The sequence below is a fragment of the Bradyrhizobium altum genome, assembly GCF_020889705.1.
Taxonomy (GTDB): Bacteria; Pseudomonadota; Alphaproteobacteria; order Rhizobiales; family Xanthobacteraceae; genus Bradyrhizobium; species Bradyrhizobium altum.
The window spans coordinates 1-16356 of record NZ_JACMYP010000198.1; the positions used below are offsets into that span (position 1 = coordinate 1).

General features: G+C 64.8%; 15 protein-coding genes. 9 read left to right on the forward strand and 6 right to left on the reverse strand.

Going from position 1 to position 16356, the window contains the following annotated elements; genetic code table 11:
• Both H8B02_RS34165 and H8B02_RS34170 read right to left on the reverse strand, forming a co-directional pair.
• Positions 1 to 1275 (reverse strand): DUF4403 family protein (locus H8B02_RS34165; protein ID WP_229170268.1); only part of this gene is annotated, 1275 nt, incomplete at its 3' end.
• 228 nt (positions 1276 to 1503) lie between these two features.
• A complete protein-coding gene (locus H8B02_RS34170) occupies positions 1504 to 2193 on the reverse strand; it encodes a L,D-transpeptidase (RefSeq protein WP_229170257.1) in 690 nt (229 codons plus the stop codon).
• A 247-nt stretch (positions 2194 to 2440) separates the two neighbouring features.
• On the opposite strand from H8B02_RS34170, the gene H8B02_RS34175 reads away from it, so the two are divergent.
• Positions 2441 to 3655 carry an acyltransferase family protein gene (locus tag H8B02_RS34175; RefSeq protein ID WP_229170258.1) on the forward strand — a complete coding sequence of 405 codons (1215 nt, stop codon included), beginning with the start codon at positions 2441 to 2443 and terminating at the stop codon, positions 3653 to 3655.
• Between the two features lie 25 nt (positions 3656 to 3680).
• Here the strand turns inward: H8B02_RS34175 and H8B02_RS34180 are convergent, their stop codons facing one another.
• Together H8B02_RS34180 and H8B02_RS34185 are read right to left on the reverse strand one after the other, a co-directional pair.
• On the reverse strand, positions 3681 to 4463 hold the full coding sequence (locus H8B02_RS34180; protein ID WP_229170259.1) for a sulfite exporter TauE/SafE family protein: 783 nt from the start codon (positions 4461 to 4463) through the stop codon (positions 3681 to 3683).
• Between the two features lie 80 nt (positions 4464 to 4543).
• Positions 4544 to 5929, reverse strand: coding sequence for a TAXI family TRAP transporter solute-binding subunit (locus tag H8B02_RS34185; RefSeq protein WP_229170260.1), 1386 nt, complete (start codon positions 5927 to 5929; stop codon positions 4544 to 4546).
• Positions 5930 to 6067: 138 nt separating this feature from the next.
• Between H8B02_RS34185 and H8B02_RS34190 the strand changes: the two genes are divergently transcribed.
• From H8B02_RS34190 to H8B02_RS34200, 3 genes are all read left to right on the forward strand, one after another.
• Positions 6068 to 7123, forward strand: coding sequence for a glycosyltransferase family 4 protein (locus H8B02_RS34190; protein WP_229170261.1), 1056 nt, complete (start codon positions 6068 to 6070; stop codon positions 7121 to 7123).
• Positions 7124 to 7156: 33 nt separating this feature from the next.
• Complete coding sequence (locus H8B02_RS34195; RefSeq protein WP_229170262.1) at positions 7157 to 7846, forward strand: class I SAM-dependent methyltransferase; 690 nt, start codon at positions 7157 to 7159, stop codon at positions 7844 to 7846.
• 245 nt (positions 7847 to 8091) lie between these two features.
• A complete protein-coding gene (locus H8B02_RS34200) occupies positions 8092 to 8709 on the forward strand; it encodes a hypothetical protein (protein ID WP_092115970.1) in 618 nt (205 codons plus the stop codon).
• Positions 8710 to 8994: 285 nt separating this feature from the next.
• Here H8B02_RS34200 and H8B02_RS34205 read toward each other — a convergent pair whose 3' ends face one another.
• Positions 8995 to 10659: an aminotransferase class III-fold pyridoxal phosphate-dependent enzyme gene (locus H8B02_RS34205; protein ID WP_229170263.1), complete on the reverse strand. Its 1665-nt coding sequence runs from the start codon at positions 10657 to 10659 to the stop codon at positions 8995 to 8997.
• A 34-nt stretch (positions 10660 to 10693) separates the two neighbouring features.
• Here H8B02_RS34205 and asd point away from each other — a divergent pair, with 34 nt between their 5' ends.
• Both asd and H8B02_RS34215 read left to right on the forward strand, forming a co-directional pair.
• The gene (asd, locus tag H8B02_RS34210; RefSeq protein ID WP_229170269.1) at positions 10694 to 11560 is read left to right on the forward strand and encodes an archaetidylserine decarboxylase; all 867 of its coding nucleotides are present in this window, start codon (positions 10694 to 10696) and stop codon (positions 11558 to 11560) included.
• A gap of 196 nt (positions 11561 to 11756) precedes the next feature.
• Positions 11757 to 12536: an NUDIX hydrolase gene (locus H8B02_RS34215; RefSeq protein WP_229170264.1), complete on the forward strand. Its 780-nt coding sequence runs from the start codon at positions 11757 to 11759 to the stop codon at positions 12534 to 12536.
• On the opposite strand, the gene H8B02_RS34220 is transcribed toward H8B02_RS34215, so the two are convergent.
• The gene (locus H8B02_RS34220) at positions 12537 to 14348 is read right to left on the reverse strand and encodes a winged helix-turn-helix domain-containing protein (protein ID WP_229170265.1); all 1812 of its coding nucleotides are present in this window, start codon (positions 14346 to 14348) and stop codon (positions 12537 to 12539) included.
• A gap of 154 nt (positions 14349 to 14502) precedes the next feature.
• On the opposite strand from H8B02_RS34220, the gene H8B02_RS34225 reads away from it, so the two are divergent.
• The 3 genes from H8B02_RS34225 (at position 14503) to H8B02_RS34235 (ending at position 16217) form a co-directional block, all read left to right on the forward strand.
• Positions 14503 to 14808: a nickel-binding protein gene (locus tag H8B02_RS34225; protein WP_212310798.1), complete on the forward strand. Its 306-nt coding sequence runs from the start codon at positions 14503 to 14505 to the stop codon at positions 14806 to 14808.
• Positions 14774 to 15274, forward strand: coding sequence for a hypothetical protein (locus H8B02_RS34230; RefSeq protein WP_229170266.1), 501 nt, complete (start codon positions 14774 to 14776; stop codon positions 15272 to 15274). Before H8B02_RS34225 ends, H8B02_RS34230 begins: the two co-directional genes overlap by 35 nt.
• Positions 15275 to 15389: 115 nt before the next feature.
• Positions 15390 to 16217, forward strand: a complete 828-nt coding sequence (locus tag H8B02_RS34235) for a class I SAM-dependent methyltransferase (RefSeq protein ID WP_229170267.1) — start codon at positions 15390 to 15392, stop codon at positions 16215 to 16217.
• The last annotated feature ends 139 nt before the right edge of the window (positions 16218 to 16356 follow it).

Sequence of the window (16356 nt, forward strand, 5' to 3'; positions counted from 1 at the left end):
CTCGACCGCCAGCTCGACGTCGGCCAGCCGCAGCGTCTGCGCCGCCTGGTCGAGCCGCGGCCGGCCCCAGATGTGCACGGTCGCCTCGGCGCCGAAGCCGAAGAAGCTCTTCCTCTCCTTGGCGTGCACCAACAGCGAGATCAGAAGCCGGTCGCCGGAGGCGGCGATGCTCGCACTCTTGACGGTGACGTCGACCGGGCCGGAGCCGTCCTCGGGGAAGGTCTTGCCCTTCAGCTGCGTCTCGACGAGCTGCGTCAGCGTGGTGAAGGACAGGTCGACCGGCAGGCCGATCGCGACCTGGCTCGGCATCGGCGGCACGATCGAGAGCTTGTCGGGGAACGGGCAGTTCGGGGTGGTCTGCGCCTCTGTGATCCGTGTCTCGGCCTCGATCCCCATGGTCAGGATCAGCGAGGACGCATCGACCTTCGGCTGCGCGGCGATCGCGCGGGTCGGTCGCAGCTCGAGCCACATCGGCGGCATCGACGAGGTACCGCCGGTGCCCTGCAGCGGGATCGAGCGGCAGGCCTTGGTCCATTGCGCGCGGGCGTTGTTCTGGAACACCGGATCGTTGCGCAATCGCGCCTCGACCGCGGAGATCTGGTCGGCGACCGCCTTGTCGATGACCGGTTTGACCTGGGCCGGCACGCTGATGCGGACGCCGGCGGCCGACAGGCTGGTGTCGCCCAGATTGACCTGCGCCTGCAGGTTCGGCTCGATCCGCCAGGACGCGCCGAGCTTCGGCCGCGCGGTCAGCGTGACGCTGCCCTTGATGTCGGCATTGGCATTGATGTTCTTGATGTTCACGGCGCCGATCTGCTTGGCGACATTGCCGCCGAGCAGGCTGCCGAGCGCGTCGCTGACCGCGCCGGTCGCCTTCGCGGACAGCGAGCCGGTGACCTTGAGCGTGCCGTTGATCGGGGTCGTCAGCGTCAGCACGTCCTGCGCGCCGGTCGCTGCGATCGGCCCGCGCGAGGCGGTCCAGCCGATGTCGGCATTTTGCAGGATTTGCTGGACCGGATTGTCGGCCTTGCCGCCGAAGGTCTTCGGCGCACCGCGTTCGGCGGCATCGCGGATCGCCGACAGCGCGACCGAGACCTGCGCCACTACCGTCGAGGAGCGCGGCGCCTGCGGCAGCGGCGGCAGCTGGACGAGCGGCGGCGCCTGCACCGTGACGCTCGGCGCGAGCCAATCCATGGCCTTGAGGCTGATCGCGAACGAGACCAGCACCACCGTGAGCCCGAGCGCGATCGTTCTTGGATGCATCGGTAGACGCATCATTCCCCCGGATCAAATCAACTTGACGGGTTGTACAGGCCCGCCGACGAGGGCGCCAGTGTGGCGGGATCAAGCTGCTTCGGGGGCGGGCCGGTCGCCCGAGATCACCTGTAAGTCAACGATCTGGACGTTAACGATTATGAACGCGACTATGAACGCGACGACGGCCCCGACATCGTGCCGGAGCCGTCGTCAATGTCTGCTCGTCAATGTCTGAATGTGTCGGGCCTAGCGGACGGCCGAGCCGAGGTCGGCGCGGCGGTCGGTCATCGGCAGCACGATCACCTTGGTGCCGACGTTGACCCGCGAATAGAGGTCGGTGACGTCCTCATTGGTGAGGCGCAGGCAGCCCGAGGAGACGTGGGTGCCGATCGTCTCCGGCGCGTTGGTGCCATGGATGCGGTACACGGTGCCGCCGAGATACATGGCGCGGGCGCCGAGCGGATTGCCGGGGCCGCCGGCCATGTAGCGCGGCAGATAGGGCTGGCGGGCGATCATTTCCGGCGGCGGGGTCCAATCCGGCCACTCCGCCTTCTTGGTGATGGTCTGGGTGCCCGACCAGGTGAAGCCGTCGCGGCCGACGCCGATGCCGTAGCGCATGGCCTGGCCGTTCCCGAGCACGAGATAGAGATAGGTGTGCGGGGTATCGATGATGACGGTGCCGGGGGCCTCGCGGGTCGGATAGGCGACGACCTGGCGGCGCAGCCGGGCGGGCAATTCGACGGAACGGTCTTCCTCCTGCGCCTTCGGCATCGACTGCACCGGCGGCTGCACCGCCTCGGTCGGCGGCGTCAGGATGAAGGGGAACATCGGCAGCGGAGCGGCCGCGGCGGAGCCCGAGAAAGCGACGGTGCCGATCGCCAGCGCACCGAAGGCGGCGGCAGCGAGACGTGCGTTCAGCTTGATGGAATTGAACATTGTCGACCCCTGTTGTTTGCGCCCTGCGCGCCAGTTCCGGCGCGTCGTTGGGTCAAACCAGTACAGGTGAGGCGTTTCAGGACGTTTGCACGAAATCGCCAAAATGGTTTCGTGCCGTTAGGGATTTGTTTCGTCGGTGTTTCGTCGCACGGTTAAGGGCACGTTGCCGGGGCTGTCCCATCCCAAGACATCGTTCCTGGCACGGCGCTTGCTGTCCGAAGGCGTGGTTTGGAATGGAGTGGAAATCATGCCAGCGCCTTCGATCGGAAGCATGCTGGATCAGCAGAAAGGCTTTGGTCCCGGGTTCGATTTTCTCCGCGTTGCGCTCGCGATCTCGGTCGTCGCCGGGCATACGTCCTATGTTGCCACCGGGCGCGGCGACTCCGATTTGACGGGGATCTTCTGGTTTCCGCAATTTGCCATCCTCGTGATGTTTTTCGCATTGAGCGGATTCCTGATCGCCGCAAGCGGGCTGCGGCTCAGCCTGAAGGAATTCCTGATCAATCGCGGAATGCGGATCGTTCCGGCGCTTGCGGTCGAGATCGTGCTGTCGGCGTTGATCCTCGGACCGGTCTTCACCACGCTGCCGCTCTGGGACTATTTCACCAGCGCCGGCACCTACAAATACTTCACGAATGTCGTCGGCCTCGTGAACTACACCCTGCCGGGCGTGTTCAGCAGCAATCCCGCGCCGGAGGTCAACAGTTCGCTGTGGACCGTGCCGTTCGAATATGGCTGCTACGCGGCGATGGCAGTCATCATGACCTTGGGGCTGCTGCGCAGGCCGGCGCTGATCGTGCTCGGCGCTGTCGTCCTGGTCGGTATCGGTTTTGCCGTGCAGATCACCGGGCATGCGGCAACGCCGTCGCAGCTGCCTCCCGGCGTCGCCGGCTCGCTGTATGACAAGATCTTCAGCACGGCGCTGTTCCTCGGGCGCGGCGCGAAACTGCCGGTTGCCTGCCTGCTCGGGATCGCGATCTACCTTTACCGCGACCGCATTCCCTATGACGGGCGCATTCTCGCCGTCTGCTGCGCGCTCTGCCTCGGAGCCGCACTGCTTGGACCGGCCGCCTGGATCACCCAGCCCGTCCTCAATGCCGTCATTGCTCCGGCGCTGGTCTACATCACCGTGTTCCTCGGTGTCTCGAAGCTGCCGCGGCTGCCGTTGTTTTCAAGGGGCGACTATTCTTACGGGATCTATCTGTACGGTTTCCCGATGCAGCAGGTGGTGAAGGTGTGGCTGCCGAACGCGTCGCTGATTGTCCAGTTCGCCGTCGCGCTGGCGCTGATCACGGCGTTCGCGGCGTCCTCCTGGCACTGGATCGAGAAGCCGGTCCTGAAGCTGCGCCGCCATTTCTCGTTCGTGGCGCGCAAGCGGCTCGAGCCGGAGGACATGGTCGAGATGCTCGAGGGGATCGGGCCGCTTGCCATCAGCGTCAGCGGCAGCAGGCGATCTTCCTGACGAGCAGCAACAACGTCGCCTGCGCTCAGAGCCGGACGTATCCGGCCAGTCCGTCCCACAGCAGCTTGGCCGCGGTGATGACGAGAATGGCGTAGCAGGCGCGGTACAGCGCCCGCTGCTCGAGGCGTTCGTGCAGCCGCCAACCGGCCCAGACGCCGACCGGCACGGCCGGCACGCAAAGCGCCATCAGCATCCACAGGCTTCGCGACGGCGTGGCGAGCACCAGCCACGGACCGGCCTTCAGGAGGTTGCCGACCGTGAAGAACAGGCTGGTGGTGCCGGCGTAGAGCGCCTTCGGCATGCCGAGCGGCAGCAGGTACATCGCAAGCGGTGGTCCGCCTGAATGCGCGACCATCGTGGTGACGCCGGAGGCGAGCCCGGCGAACGTCGCCTTGATCGTCGAGCGCGGACGCGGCTTGATCTCGCCGCCGCCGATGAACCACAACGCGGCGAACGCCAGCGTCACCACGCCCATCACGATCTCGACGGCATGCCGGTCGAGATCGCGCAGCGCGAAATAGCCGAGAACGACGCCGACCACGAGCGCCGGCAGCAGCATCGCGAGGTCGACGCGCGACCAGGTGCTCGGGCGCCAGAAACGCAGCGCCGTAAGGTCCATGACGATGAACAACGGCGCAAGCAGCGCGCCGGCCGCAATCGGGTCCATCGCGAGCGAGAGCAGCGGGATGCCGACAATGGCAAAGCCGCCGCCGAACGCGCCCTTCATGAAGGAGATCAGGAACACGCCGGCCAGTGCGACCGCGAGCACGAACGGCGCGGGCAGGTCGGCGATGAGGGATGCGATCATAGTGTGGCGCAGCATGGGGGCGTACGCATGCAGGCGCAATCCAAACATTGCTCTCGGTGCAATTGGTGTGCCCGAGCGGGCTAGCTTGCGCGCATCCTCGGCACGCCCGACCTGTCGCCGTTGATCACCGCGCGGCGGTCGGAGACGGCGTGATGGAATTGCTCGAGCGTCAGTCCGATCGCCGAGAGATCGCCGTCTTCGATCGCGCCGTCGTCGTAGCAATCGAGCGCCTCGCGCAGTAGCGCGTCCGCATCGCTCTGCATTGCCGCGAGCTCCTCCGGCGTCTCGGCGCCGCGCACCCGCGAGATCAGCGTCAGCAGACCGTCGCGATGGGTGATGTAACGCTCGCGCTCGTCGCGCTTCACATAGTGGCGCAACCAGGCGCCCGCCGTGCCGAGGCCGGAGACCAGCAGGATGCCGCCCCAGATGTAGTCGGAGTATTTTTCGAGAAAGGTGCGTTCGGTACCGTCGATATACGCGGCCGCGCCCTGATGCGCCGGCAGCGCGGCATCCTTGTCGGTGTCCGGCTTCTCGATCTTGGCCGCCGCCGGCACGTCGCGCGCGACCTGGAGCCGCTGCGTGAACAACTGCCGATCGAGTGCGCCGACGGTTGCCTCGTGCAGCGCATGTTGCGCGATGATGAGGTGATTGACGCCGACGGTCTCGATCTTGTCCTCGGGCCGGGCCGGCGAAGAGGAGAAGATGCTGCCGGCGATTTCCTCGGACTCATAGAGCGGATGCTTCTGCGCGATCGCTTCCGAGACATCGACGGGGAGGAATTTCGGTTCGCCGCGCGCCGCCGCTGTCGCCGCGATCGCTTCCGCCGTGATCTTGCTGTCGAGCGGCCCGACGGTCATGTAGGCGTCGAGCGAGGGATCGCGCGCGAGATCGGCGACCTTGTTGACGGCGAACTGGCTGATCGTGACCTTGTCGGGGTTGATGCCGGACTCGGTCAGGATCACGCGCAGCAGCGTGACGTTGGCCGGGGTGCTGCCGACGACGCCGACCTTGTGGCCGGGGAGATCGTCGATGCTCTTGATCTTCGCAGACCGCGGCTTGCCTTTCCCGCCCGACGGTGCCCACAGCACAACGACATTCTTGCGCAGGACCGCAACCGCCTCGGCGCTCGCCGGCAGACTGAGATCGCCGCGCACGACCGCGAGGTCGACCTTGTTCGCGGTGAACAGCGCGATGCTTTCGGCGGCCCCCTGTGTCGTGACCGGCTTCAGCCGCACCGAATTGCCGTCACGCGCGAAGGCCTGCGCGAAGCCCTGGATGAGCTTGACGTCGTCACTGCCGGTCGGGCCGACCGCGATCTTCAGCGTCACCGGACGCAGCCCATAGAACAGCAGGCCTGCGGCGACGGCAAACACGAAGATGCCGGCCGCCAGGATCAGGAGCGACGAGTTTCGCCGTTTGAGCCTGCGGCGCGTGGTGCCGGGATGTTCACTCTGCTGCTCTGACATCTGGCTGTCATGTTACACGAAAAACCGGCAGTTCGCCGTGAAAAACAACCTAACATTTCGATGACGTCATACGTTTGAAACATCCATGTCAGAACGTCGTGCGAGCAGAATCAAGATTAACGATTTGGGTCTCCTGCGATGCGCATACTCGTTGCGACCGATGCCTGGCATCCGCAAGTCAACGGCGTGGTTCGAACGCTGACGTCGCTTGCGCGCAGCGCAGCGACCCTCGGCGCCGAGATCGAATTCCTCACCCCCGACGGTTTCCGATCGGTCGGCGTGCCGACCTATCCGGGCCTGCGCATGGCGCTGCCGAACCGCCGCGAGATCGCGCGCCGGATCGAGGAGGCCGCGCCCGAGGCGATCCACATCGCGACCGAAGGACCGATCGGCTGGGCGGCGCGCGGCTATTGCCAGCGCAACAAGCTCGCGTTCACCACATCCTATACAACGCGCTTCCCGGAATATGTTTCGGTGCGCACCGGAATTCCCGACAGCGTCGGCTATGCCGTGCTGCGCCACTTCCACGCGGCCGGATCGATGACGATGGTCGCGACCGACTCGCTGCGATCAGAGCTTGCCGAGCGCGGCTTCCGCAAGCTCGGCTTCTGGACCCGCGGCGTCGACACCAAGATCTTCAATCCCGACCAGCCGGCGCTGCTCGACCTGCCGCGACCGATCTTCATGACCATGGGCCGCGTCGCAGTGGAGAAGAATCTCGACGCCTTCCTGTCGCTGGATCTGCCGGGCTCCAAGGTCGTGGTCGGCGACGGTCCGCAGCGGGCGGCCTTGGAAGAGAAATATCCCGACGCGATTTTCCTCGGCGAGAAGAAGGGCCAGGATTTGACCTCGCACCTCGCCGCCGCCGACGTCTTCGTGTTCCCGAGCCTGACCGACACGTTCGGCGTCGTGCAGCTCGAGGCGCTGGCCTGCGGCACGCCGGTTGCGGCGTTCCCGGTCACCGGCCCGAAGGACGTCATTGCGGATCATCCGATCGGCGCGATCGACAACGATCTGCGCAGCGCCTGCCTGCGCGCGCTGAACATGTCGCGCGCCGACTGCCGCAATTTTGCGTTGGAGCGTTCCTGGGAAAACAGTGCGCGTCAGTTCATCGGCAATCTGGCCACGTTGCAGCCGAGCCGCGCGCCGCGGCCCGCCCGCCGCGTTGCCGGCCGCAGTGCGGTTCCGAATTAACAGCTCAATCGAACGAAAGACGAGAGACTATCTATGGCTGATATCATCAAGCTGGGCGCTGACCGTTCCATGGACTTCGACCGCGAAACGGTCGAGCAGGCCTACGACCGCTGGGCGCCGATCTACGACCTCGTGTTCGGTGGCGTGTTCAGCAAGGGCCGGCAGGCTGCGATCCAGGCCACCAACAAGATCGGCGGTCGCGTGCTCGAGGTCGGCGTCGGCACCGGCATCTCGCTGCCGCTCTATAGCCAGAACGTGCGCATCTTCGGAACCGACATCTCCGAGGCGATGCTGGAGAAGGCCAAGAAGCGGGTAACGGAGCAGGGCCTGAAGAATGTCGAGGGCCTCGCGGTGATGGACGCCGAGAAGCTCGAATTCCCCGACAATTCGTTCGACGTCGTGATGGCGCAGTACGTGCTGTCGGCGGTGCCGAACCCGGAAGCCGCGCTTGACGAGTTTGCCCGCGTGGTGCGCCCGGGCGGCGAATTGATCATCCTGACTCGCGTCAGCGCCGATGCCGGCGTCCGCCGCTTCATCGAGCAGAAGCTGCAGCCGGTGGTGCGCCCGCTCGGGTTCCGGACCGCCGAATTCGCCTGGTCGCGCTACACCAAGTGGCTGGCCGGCGCGGGTGGCATGGAGCTCGCGGAGCGCCGCCTGATCCCGCCGCTCGGCCATTTCTCACTGGTCCGCTTCCGCAAGGCGGACGTCGCCAAAGCCGCCTGAGGCGGTTGGCCAGGCGGCTCAGCCCGCCGATCCTCCGGGTGAGGTGGCGCAGGCGCACAGCGCGCCCCTAGCCAGAGGCTACGATCTCCTTCGCCTCATCCCCGCAAACCTCGCCGGGATGAGGCGAGACCCTTCTCCGGTTGCGTCAAGGCGTCGCTCCGCATTGTCATATGTCATTATGATGATGTCACACGCGATACATCGAATCCCTGTAAATCCTGTCCCGAAAGATGTTGGGGGAACCAATGATCAAGAATTTTCTGCAAGAGCTCCGTACCCAGCGCTGGGATGACCATCGCTTCTACCATCACAGCCGGATCAACCAGAGCCTGCACTTCGTCAGCGCGCTGAGCTTCCTGTTCGCCTATGTGATGCTGTTCTTCGATCCGGTCGTGTCGGCACTGGTCGGCTGGCTGGTCTCGATGACCTCGCGCCAGGCCGGTCACTTCTTCTTCGAGCCGAAGGGGTATGACCACGTCAACCAGGCGACCCACGAGCACAAGGAAGACATCAAGGTCGGCTACAATCTGCAGCGCAAGGTCGTGCTGATGGCGATCTGGGCGCTGTCGCCGATGGTGCTGTACTTCGATCCGACCCTGTTCGGCCTGTTCAAGCCCTGGGTCACGATGGGCGACTTCACCCGTCAGGTGGCCAAGGTCTGGCTCGTGGTCGGCATCGGCGGTCTCCTGTTCCGCACCATCCACTTGTTCTTCATCCGCGACATCGAGACCGGCCTCGTCTGGATGACCAAGATCGTCACCGACCCCTTCCATGACCTGAAGCTCTATCACAAGGCGCCGCTGTTCCTGATGAAGGGCGAGCTGATCGATCCGGGTCTCGAGAAGCACGTCAAGCACGCCTGATCGTTGCTCCAATATCTTTCCGATATGCGTCATGCCCGGGCTTGTCCCGGGCATCTACGTCTTGGGACGTCGCAACAACAAGGTCTCGTCTTGAAGCTTCTCGTCTGTGCACTCTCTTCACCTCGTCCCGCGTGCGGGGAGAGGTCGGATTGCATCGCCAGATGCAATCCGGGTGAGGGGGGCTCACCGCGAGTCCGTCTGTTACCGATTTTGTGGATGCAGCCCCTCACCCCAACCCTCTCCCCGCAAGGGCGGGGCGAGGGAGCGAGAGGGCGGTACCGGGGTTTAACGCCCGAACCTCACGGCGACCATCTCTTTCAGGATCTGCCGCTTGATGTTCTTGTTGGTGAGGCCTTCCTTGTGCCACCACCAGGCGTCGCGCTTCATCTTCTCGGCTGCCGCGACGAAGCGGTCGGCGACCTCGGCGAAGTCGGCGTCGGTGTAGTTCAGGCTGAAGATCAGCCGGCCGGTGCCGACCCAGCTCAGCGCCAGTCCCTCGGCCCGCAGATAGTATTGCAGCATCCAGTTGTAGCGGGACGGCTCGGTGTAAGAGACCGTCCAGATCGACGAGATGTTGCCGACCCGAACCGGCAGGCCTTGTGCTTCGAGGCGGTCGTTGAGCGATTTGGCGCGGCCGTTCCAGGTCTCGTCGAGCCCGTTGTAGATCGAGCGGAAATTCGGGCTGGCGAGCCGGCTCAGAAACTCGTCCATCGCCGTCATCACGTAGGGATGCGAGTTGAAGGTGCCGCGCGCGAAGCAGATGTCGGCCGGCCGGTCGTCGCGGAAACGCCGCATCAGGTCCTTGCGGCCGCACACCACGCCGACCGGAAGGCCGCCGGCAAGGCTCTTGCCGTAGGTCGCCATGTCGGCCTTGACGCCGAAATATTCCTGGGCGCCGCCGGCGGCGAGGCGGAAGCCGACGAACACCTCGTCGAAGATCAGCACGATGCCGCGCTGGGTGCAGACCTCGCGCAGCTTCTTCAGCCATTCGGTGTAGGCGGCGCGGTCGTACCTCGAGGAGCGCGACGAATCGACCAGCGCGGAATCGCCGGGCGCGTTGCCGTTCGGATGCAGCGCCTGCAGCGGATTGACCAGCACGCAGGCGATGTCCTTGCGGGTGCGCAGCACGTGCAGCGTCTTCTCCGACATGTCGGCGAGCGTGAAGGTCTCGTGCGGCGACACCGGATTGCCGACGCCGGGCTGCACCTCGCCCCACCAGCCGTGATAGGCGCCGGCGAAGCGGACCAGATGGGTCCGCTTGGTGTGGTAGCGCGCGAGCCGCACCGCCTGCATCACGGCCTCGGTGCCGGACATGTGGAACGAGACCTCGTCGAGGCCGGAAATCTCGCAGAGGCGCTTGACGTTGTCGGCAATGATCGGGTGGTAGGGGCCGAGCACGGGGCCAAGCGCGTGCGCGCGCTTCTCACCCTCGGCGATGCACTCCTTGTAGAAGTCGTTGCCGAAGATGTTGACTCCGTAGGAGCCGGTCAGGTCGTAGGACACATTGCCGTCGAGGTCGGTGACGGTGACGCCGCTGGAGGCCTCGACGAAGGCCGAGGTGCCGAGATGCTCGCGCACCAGGCGGCTGTACTGGAACGGCACGCGGTAGGTTTCGGTGAACTGCAGGTCGGAGATCCGCTCCGTCACCTCGGCAGTCAGCGCGCGGCCCTTGGGATAGCGATCCGCGTAGAGGCCGGCGAGGCGGAAGAAGCCGTCCTGCCGCTGCAACGCGACGTCCTTCGGCGCTCCGTCGGAGCAAAAGAACTGGTCGATGTCGAATTCGTAGTGCGGCACCATGCGCGCCACCATCTTGGACATCTTGGAATGTCCGGTCAGCGAGCGGTGCTTGGCCCGCGACAGCGCGAGGCGGGCTTGAATTTTGGGGAAAGCTGCGGCGGCGCCGGCAAGCGCGGCGGCGGACAGCGAGAGAATCGGAAGGGATGTTTCCATGACAGAAGCGCTAGCCTCGGCACCTAACAAATTCATGACAGTCAAGGGCCTGATCTCGGCATTCACCCAGCAGGAAGACCTCAATTTCCTGCTAACCAACCGGATTCCGCGGGCGGCGATCACCCGCTTCATGGGCTGGTTCTCCAAGGTCGAGAACCCCCTGGTGCGCGACGCCTCGATCGCCTGCTGGAAGCTGTTCTCCGACCTCGATCTGTCCGAGGCGAAGAAGACCGAATTCAAGAGTTTGCACGATTGCTTTACCCGCGAGCTCAAGCCCGGCCTGCGCCCGGCCGCGGCCGATCCCGCCATCATCGCGAGCCCGTCGGACGCGATCATCGGCGCGCATGGGCGGATCGAGGATGGGCAGTTGTTCCAGGTCAAGGGCGCGCCCTATTCGCTGCTCGATCTGGTCGGCGATCCCGCGCTGGTCGAGCAGCACAGCAACGGCCGCTTCGTCACGCTGCGGCTGACCTCGAGCATGTATCACCGCTTCCACGCGCCGTACGATCTTGCGATCGACAAGGTGACGTTCATTCATGGCGATGTCTGGAACGTCAATCCGATCGCGCTGAAGCGGGTCGAGCGACTGTTCTGCAAGAACGAGCGCGCGGTGCTGCGCGCGAAGCTTCCAACAGGCGAGGCGCTGACGCTGGTTCCGGTCGCCGCCATCCTGGTGGCCAGCCTCCGCCTGCATTTCCTCGACATCACGCTGAACGCGCAGTCGCGGGGCCCGGTGGATTTCCCCTGTGACGCGCATGTGAAGAAGGGCGATGAACTCGGCTGGTTCGAGCACGGCTCGACCATCATCGTGCTCGCGCCCAATAATTTCGAATTCTCTGACAGTGTCGCGGAGGGAACGCGGATCAAATGCGGCGAACCGTTGTTGCGGAAGCCCTCATAGCGCTTTCGAGCGAAATGGGCACCGGTTCGCGTGAAGAAAGCGCGTCAAAATATGAGCTCTGATCTCGCTTTCTCGTTCGTGCCATTCTTTGAGCACGATCTGCCCGGAAAACCGGTTTCCACTTTTCAAGATCATGCTTTAGTATGGCCGGGATCGTCGCGCGACGATCCTAAATCGCAAACCTGATGGACACGAGATGGCGCGGACGCCTGTTCTGGCGGCGGGAGGCATTGTGCTGCGGCGGGACGCTCCGCAGCGCTTTGCCGTCGTGCGCCTGCGCAAGCGCAATGAGTGGGTGTTGCCCAAGGGCAAGCTCGACGATGGTGAGACGCCGCGCGCCGCCGCCGAGCGTGAGGTGCTGGAGGAAACCGGCCACGACGTCGAGGTGCACGAATTCCTCGGCACACTGGTCTATGATTCAGGCGGCCGCTCCAAGGTGGTGCATTACTGGCGCATGGATGCCGGCGGCAAGCCAGTGCGTGCGTTGATGAGCGACATCAGGGAAGTCGATTGGCTGCCGCTCGATGAAGCGCTCGATCGCCTGTCGCGCGCCTACGAACGCGCGTTCCTGGAAAATGTCGGCCCGATCGCGTTGCAGGCCGCGGCGAACGCCGAGCGCGAGCGGCGCGCGCGGTTGCGGGTCACCGCCGCGGAACGACGGCGCGCGCGGCTTGCCGAAGAAGAGCCGCTCATCGATACGCCTGCAAACCCTGAAGCTCCCACTGCCGCAGAGATACCGGCGGGCGCTGAAGCGTCCGTGGATGCCGAGACGCCGGTCGTCGTTGACGCGCCGGCGCCCGCTGAGGTGGGGGTCATGGCGGAGACGACCGATATTGCGGGCGGGCCGGCGGCGGATGCATCCGAGGAATCGCCATCATCCGCGCGTGAGATCGAACCCGTTGCCACGGCCGTGCAGCCCATCCCGCGCAAGAACCTGATCGAGCGCGTGCGCGACTGGCTGGGTCGCGCGGCCTGATCACCCGCAGATCTGACGTCGTGCGGTTGGCTGCCAGGCATCAATGTCGTGCTGCAAGGCAACGCAGTCGGCAACGCGCTTGGGCGAACCCAATTCATTTGCCAGAAGCTGTGCCGCGTGAACTTCCGCCATGGCGCCGCGAACGTCCCCGCGCTCCAGCTGGAGTCTGGAAATCTGCAGCCTCAGCCGCACGATCTGGACCCGTCCCTCGATGCTGGACCACAGCTGGCGGGCGAGATGGAGATGTCGCATGGCTGCTTCATGGTCCTGCCGGGAAAGCGCGAGGATTGCCTGCGCTTCGTTGGTGAGCGCGCGGATCGAGGGCATCGGCCAGCGATCCGGACTTCCGGAAAGTTCGCAGATCAATGCCTTTGCCCGGCCGGTCCGATGCGTGTGTGCCGCAACCAGCGCCAGATGCGCGAGCAGGATTCCGCGCCGCTGCAGTGTCCACCAGGTCTTGCCGATCAGGCTCCGCTCGAGGCTTGCATAAGCGGCTTCCGCTTCGCCTCTTGCGAGCAGCAGCATGGCGCGGCCCGGCTCCGGGCACCAGCCCATCGTGTAAGCCCTGTCGTATGCTTCGAGCGCTGCGTCGTCATTGCCGATCGCTGCCAGAATATCGCCCAGCACCCGGTTGGCATCGCCCATCGACCATGGCGCATCGCTGGTCAGGCGCGCGAGCGCGTCCTGAATGCGAGCCAGCGCTTCGTCGAGCGAGCCCCTGATGCCGAGCACCTCGGAGCGATGCAGCTGGCATGAACCTGTCAGCTCCATGCCGCTGCTCGAACAGAAATTCTGGTAGCTCCGCGTCCACTGGTCGGCCCGCGCCCAATCTCCGAACATCCGGGCTGCCCAGAGAATGTTGCAGTAGAGGTTGCCGCCCATGATCGGATCCAGATTGGTGCTGGACAGTGCGACCGCGGCGGCATGGTCCTGATCGGCCAGTCCGCCATGCGTGTCGCCGAGGCATAGCCGATAGAAGCCGCGATAGGCCAGGCTCAGAGCTTCGATGTTGAGCGCATCCTTGTATCGGACGGCCGTGTAGGCCGCGTCGGCCAACGCGAGGGCCTGTTCCGGCTCGCCATCGAAGGCAGCCAGTTTGGACTTCATCCATAACAGCAAGGCCGTTGTCGGCGGATCGTCGAGCCTCGAGGCCCAATCTTCCGCTCGCGCGAGCCAGCCCTTTCCGATCGCGGCCTGACCGCTCTCGAAATGCAGGCCCGAGAGCGCGATTGCATCGACCGCTGCGCCGGCGGCGTCGCCGGCTTCGCTGCGCGCGGCGACCGCGCGAACCAGAATCGGAATGGCTGCCGCGGTCCTGCCGAGGCATTGCAGGGCAAGCGCCCAATCGTGGAAATCTTCGGCGCTGAGCTGGCCGTCTCCGTCGGCGCTCTGAAAGAGCGTTGCCGCCTGCAGCCATAAATGTCCGACCGCCGCACGTCGGGCGAGGCCGATTGCTCCGATTGCACCGCGTGTTCCGTCTTGATTGCGATCGGCACGTTCCGGCGGCCTGATCTCGGAATCAACGAAGAACCGATATCCTTTGCCCGGCAGATTCCGGATCGCTCCCTCCATGCCACCCCTGCGTAGCGCGGCGCGCAACGAACTCACCGCCCGCTGCAGCGAGTTGTCGGTGACCGTGACGTCCGGCCAGACGGCCTCGAGTAGCTCGTCTTTGGAGATGACCCGGTCGCGGTGGTGGACAAGGTAGACCAGCAGATCGAACACACGCGGCTGCAAAGCGACTTCCTGCCGCGCGCACAGCAGCACGCGTCCAGCTTCATCAAGCTCGAACAGTCCAAATGGGAATGCCATGTGTATGAGTTCGGGCTCGGCGGAAAAGGTTCAGGCAAAGATCAGGCAATGATCAGTCCGCGGTAAGGACAGTTGGCGTTGACCGCGCCTATAGCTGAGCATGGCCGCGATCACCGCAGCCTGTCGTTCAACCGTCGCAACTGAGGAGATTTCGATGGAACTCTACGTCATTCGCCGTCCGAGCGCCTGGGCAAACATGGGTGAGCTGGAACTCGCCGGCGCAACCTCCGCGAGGATCGGCGACGAGCAGATGCCGGACCGCGTCCGCTGGATCCGCAGCTACGTGGTGCATGAGGCAGATGGTCGCATTGGCACTTTCTGCATCTACGAGGCGCGTGACGGTGACTCGATCCGGGATCATGCGCGCTGCGTCGGCATGCCGGGCGAGGAATTCTACAAGGTCGCGACCACAGTTGTGGTGCGTGGTGATCCCGTCCAACCGCCCATTGCAGCCGAATGACGCCTGCGAGGCGTCGCATGGCGCGTCCCGGCCAAACCATTATCCGGAGCGCCATCACACTTCGATCAAGGAAACGATTATGCCGATTTCATTTATGGAGTGCATGTCAGGTCCGGTGCGAAGGCATCTTTCCATTCTGCTCGTGCGGATCCGCCGGATCGTCAATCAGTCGGTCGCTGGGATGCTCGCACGGCGTGAGCGGCAGGCCAGTCGCTTGATGCCGCGCGATCCCGGCGACCGGCGGTCGAAGGCCGCCGGCAACCGCAGCCCTCGGCCGATCATTCGAAGCGCACTGCTCGGGCTGATGATCGCGGGTTTGTCCTCACCCGTGTTCACTCGGCAGCATCGTGCAGCTCAAGCGCAGCAGGCCGTCTGGCCTCAGCGCAGGCATGGCTGCAGGCAGCATTCGGATTGGAGCATTGTTGCCGCATCTCGCATCCCGGCCCTTCTCGACCGTCGCAGCTAGCTCGCAGCACATTGAAGTCATTGCACGTCACGACGCCTTTTGGCGCAACCGCGGACTTGCGGCGAAGCCAGCCGCCTCGCCGTGAGCCGCACGACATTTTTCCAAGGAGATTCACATGAACGTTCAGACCGAAATGCCCGCTGTCGATCTCGCCGCCGTCAAGGCACGTCAGCAAGCCACCTGGAGCTCGGGCGACTATGCGATCGTCGGCACCACGCTCCAGATCGTCGGCGAAACGCTCTGCGAGGCAGTCGACCTGCGCAGCAATCAAATGGTGCTCGACGTCGCAGCCGGCAACGGCAACGCGACGCTGGCCGCGGCGCGGCGCTTTGCCGATGTTATCTCGACCGACTACGTCGGAGCGTTGCTCGAACGCGGCCGCGAGCGGGCGGCCGCGGAGCGTCTGCCCGTCACGTTCCAGGAAGCGGACGCGGAGAAGCTGCCGTTCGCCGACGCGAGCTTCGACGTCGTGCTGTCGACGTTCGGTGTTATGTTCACCGCCGACCCGCAGCAGGCGGCAAACGAATTGCGCCGTGTCTGCCGCATCGGCGGCAAGATCGGCCTTGCGAGCTGGACGCCGGAGGGTTTCATCGGCCAGCTGTTCAAGACCATCGGCAAATATGTGCCGCCGGCGCCGGGCGTGAAATCTCCCGCACTATGGGGCACTGAAGCCCATCTCAGTGCCCTGTTCGGGCCTCAGGCCACGGTCGATGCCAAACGGAGGCAATTCAATTTCCGTTACAGATCGCGCGAGCATTTCCTCGAGATCTTCCGCACCTATTACGGTCCGGTGCTGAAAGCCTTCGGGTCGATCGATGCCGTCAAGCAGCAACTGCTCGCCGCCGACATGTTCCGCCTGATGGACCAGTTAAATGTCGCCAAGGATGGGACGCTGGTCATCCCCAGCGAATATCTGGAGGCGGTGATCAGCAGGCAGCGCTGATCTGCGGTTCGCAGTTCGGAATGTGGCGCCGGCGTTTGTCGCCGGTGCCACTTCGTTCGGCTACGGGCGCTTGTTTTTGGGCGGCGGCTTTGCGGCGCGCGGCGGTGGTGCGCGCCGTTGCTGGAAGGCGGGGCGTGCC

Bases quoted from the DNA above. Each gene is read 5' to 3' on its own strand.
- H8B02_RS34170 (WP_229170257.1), bottom strand. From the start codon at position 2,193: ATGTTCAATTCCATCAAGCTGAACGCACGTCTCGCTGCCGCCGCCTTC.
- H8B02_RS34175 (WP_229170258.1), top strand. From the start codon at position 2,441: ATGCCAGCGCCTTCGATCGGAAGCATGCTGGATCAGCAGAAAGGCTTT.
- H8B02_RS34180 (WP_229170259.1), bottom strand. From the start codon at position 4,463: ATGATCGCATCCCTCATCGCCGACCTGCCCGCGCCGTTCGTGCTCGCG.
- H8B02_RS34185 (WP_229170260.1), bottom strand. From the start codon at position 5,929: ATGTCAGAGCAGCAGAGTGAACATCCCGGCACCACGCGCCGCAGGCTC.
- H8B02_RS34190 (WP_229170261.1), top strand. From the start codon at position 6,068: ATGCGCATACTCGTTGCGACCGATGCCTGGCATCCGCAAGTCAACGGC.
- H8B02_RS34195 (WP_229170262.1), top strand. From the start codon at position 7,157: ATGGCTGATATCATCAAGCTGGGCGCTGACCGTTCCATGGACTTCGAC.
- H8B02_RS34200 (WP_092115970.1), top strand. From the start codon at position 8,092: ATGATCAAGAATTTTCTGCAAGAGCTCCGTACCCAGCGCTGGGATGAC.
- H8B02_RS34205 (WP_229170263.1), bottom strand. From the start codon at position 10,659: ATGGAAACATCCCTTCCGATTCTCTCGCTGTCCGCCGCCGCGCTTGCC.
- asd (WP_229170269.1), top strand. From the start codon at position 10,694: ATGACAGTCAAGGGCCTGATCTCGGCATTCACCCAGCAGGAAGACCTC.
- H8B02_RS34215 (WP_229170264.1), top strand. From the start codon at position 11,757: ATGGCGCGGACGCCTGTTCTGGCGGCGGGAGGCATTGTGCTGCGGCGG.
- H8B02_RS34220 (WP_229170265.1), bottom strand. From the start codon at position 14,348: ATGGCATTCCCATTTGGACTGTTCGAGCTTGATGAAGCTGGACGCGTG.
- H8B02_RS34225 (WP_212310798.1), top strand. From the start codon at position 14,503: ATGGAACTCTACGTCATTCGCCGTCCGAGCGCCTGGGCAAACATGGGT.
- H8B02_RS34235 (WP_229170267.1), top strand. From the start codon at position 15,390: ATGAACGTTCAGACCGAAATGCCCGCTGTCGATCTCGCCGCCGTCAAG.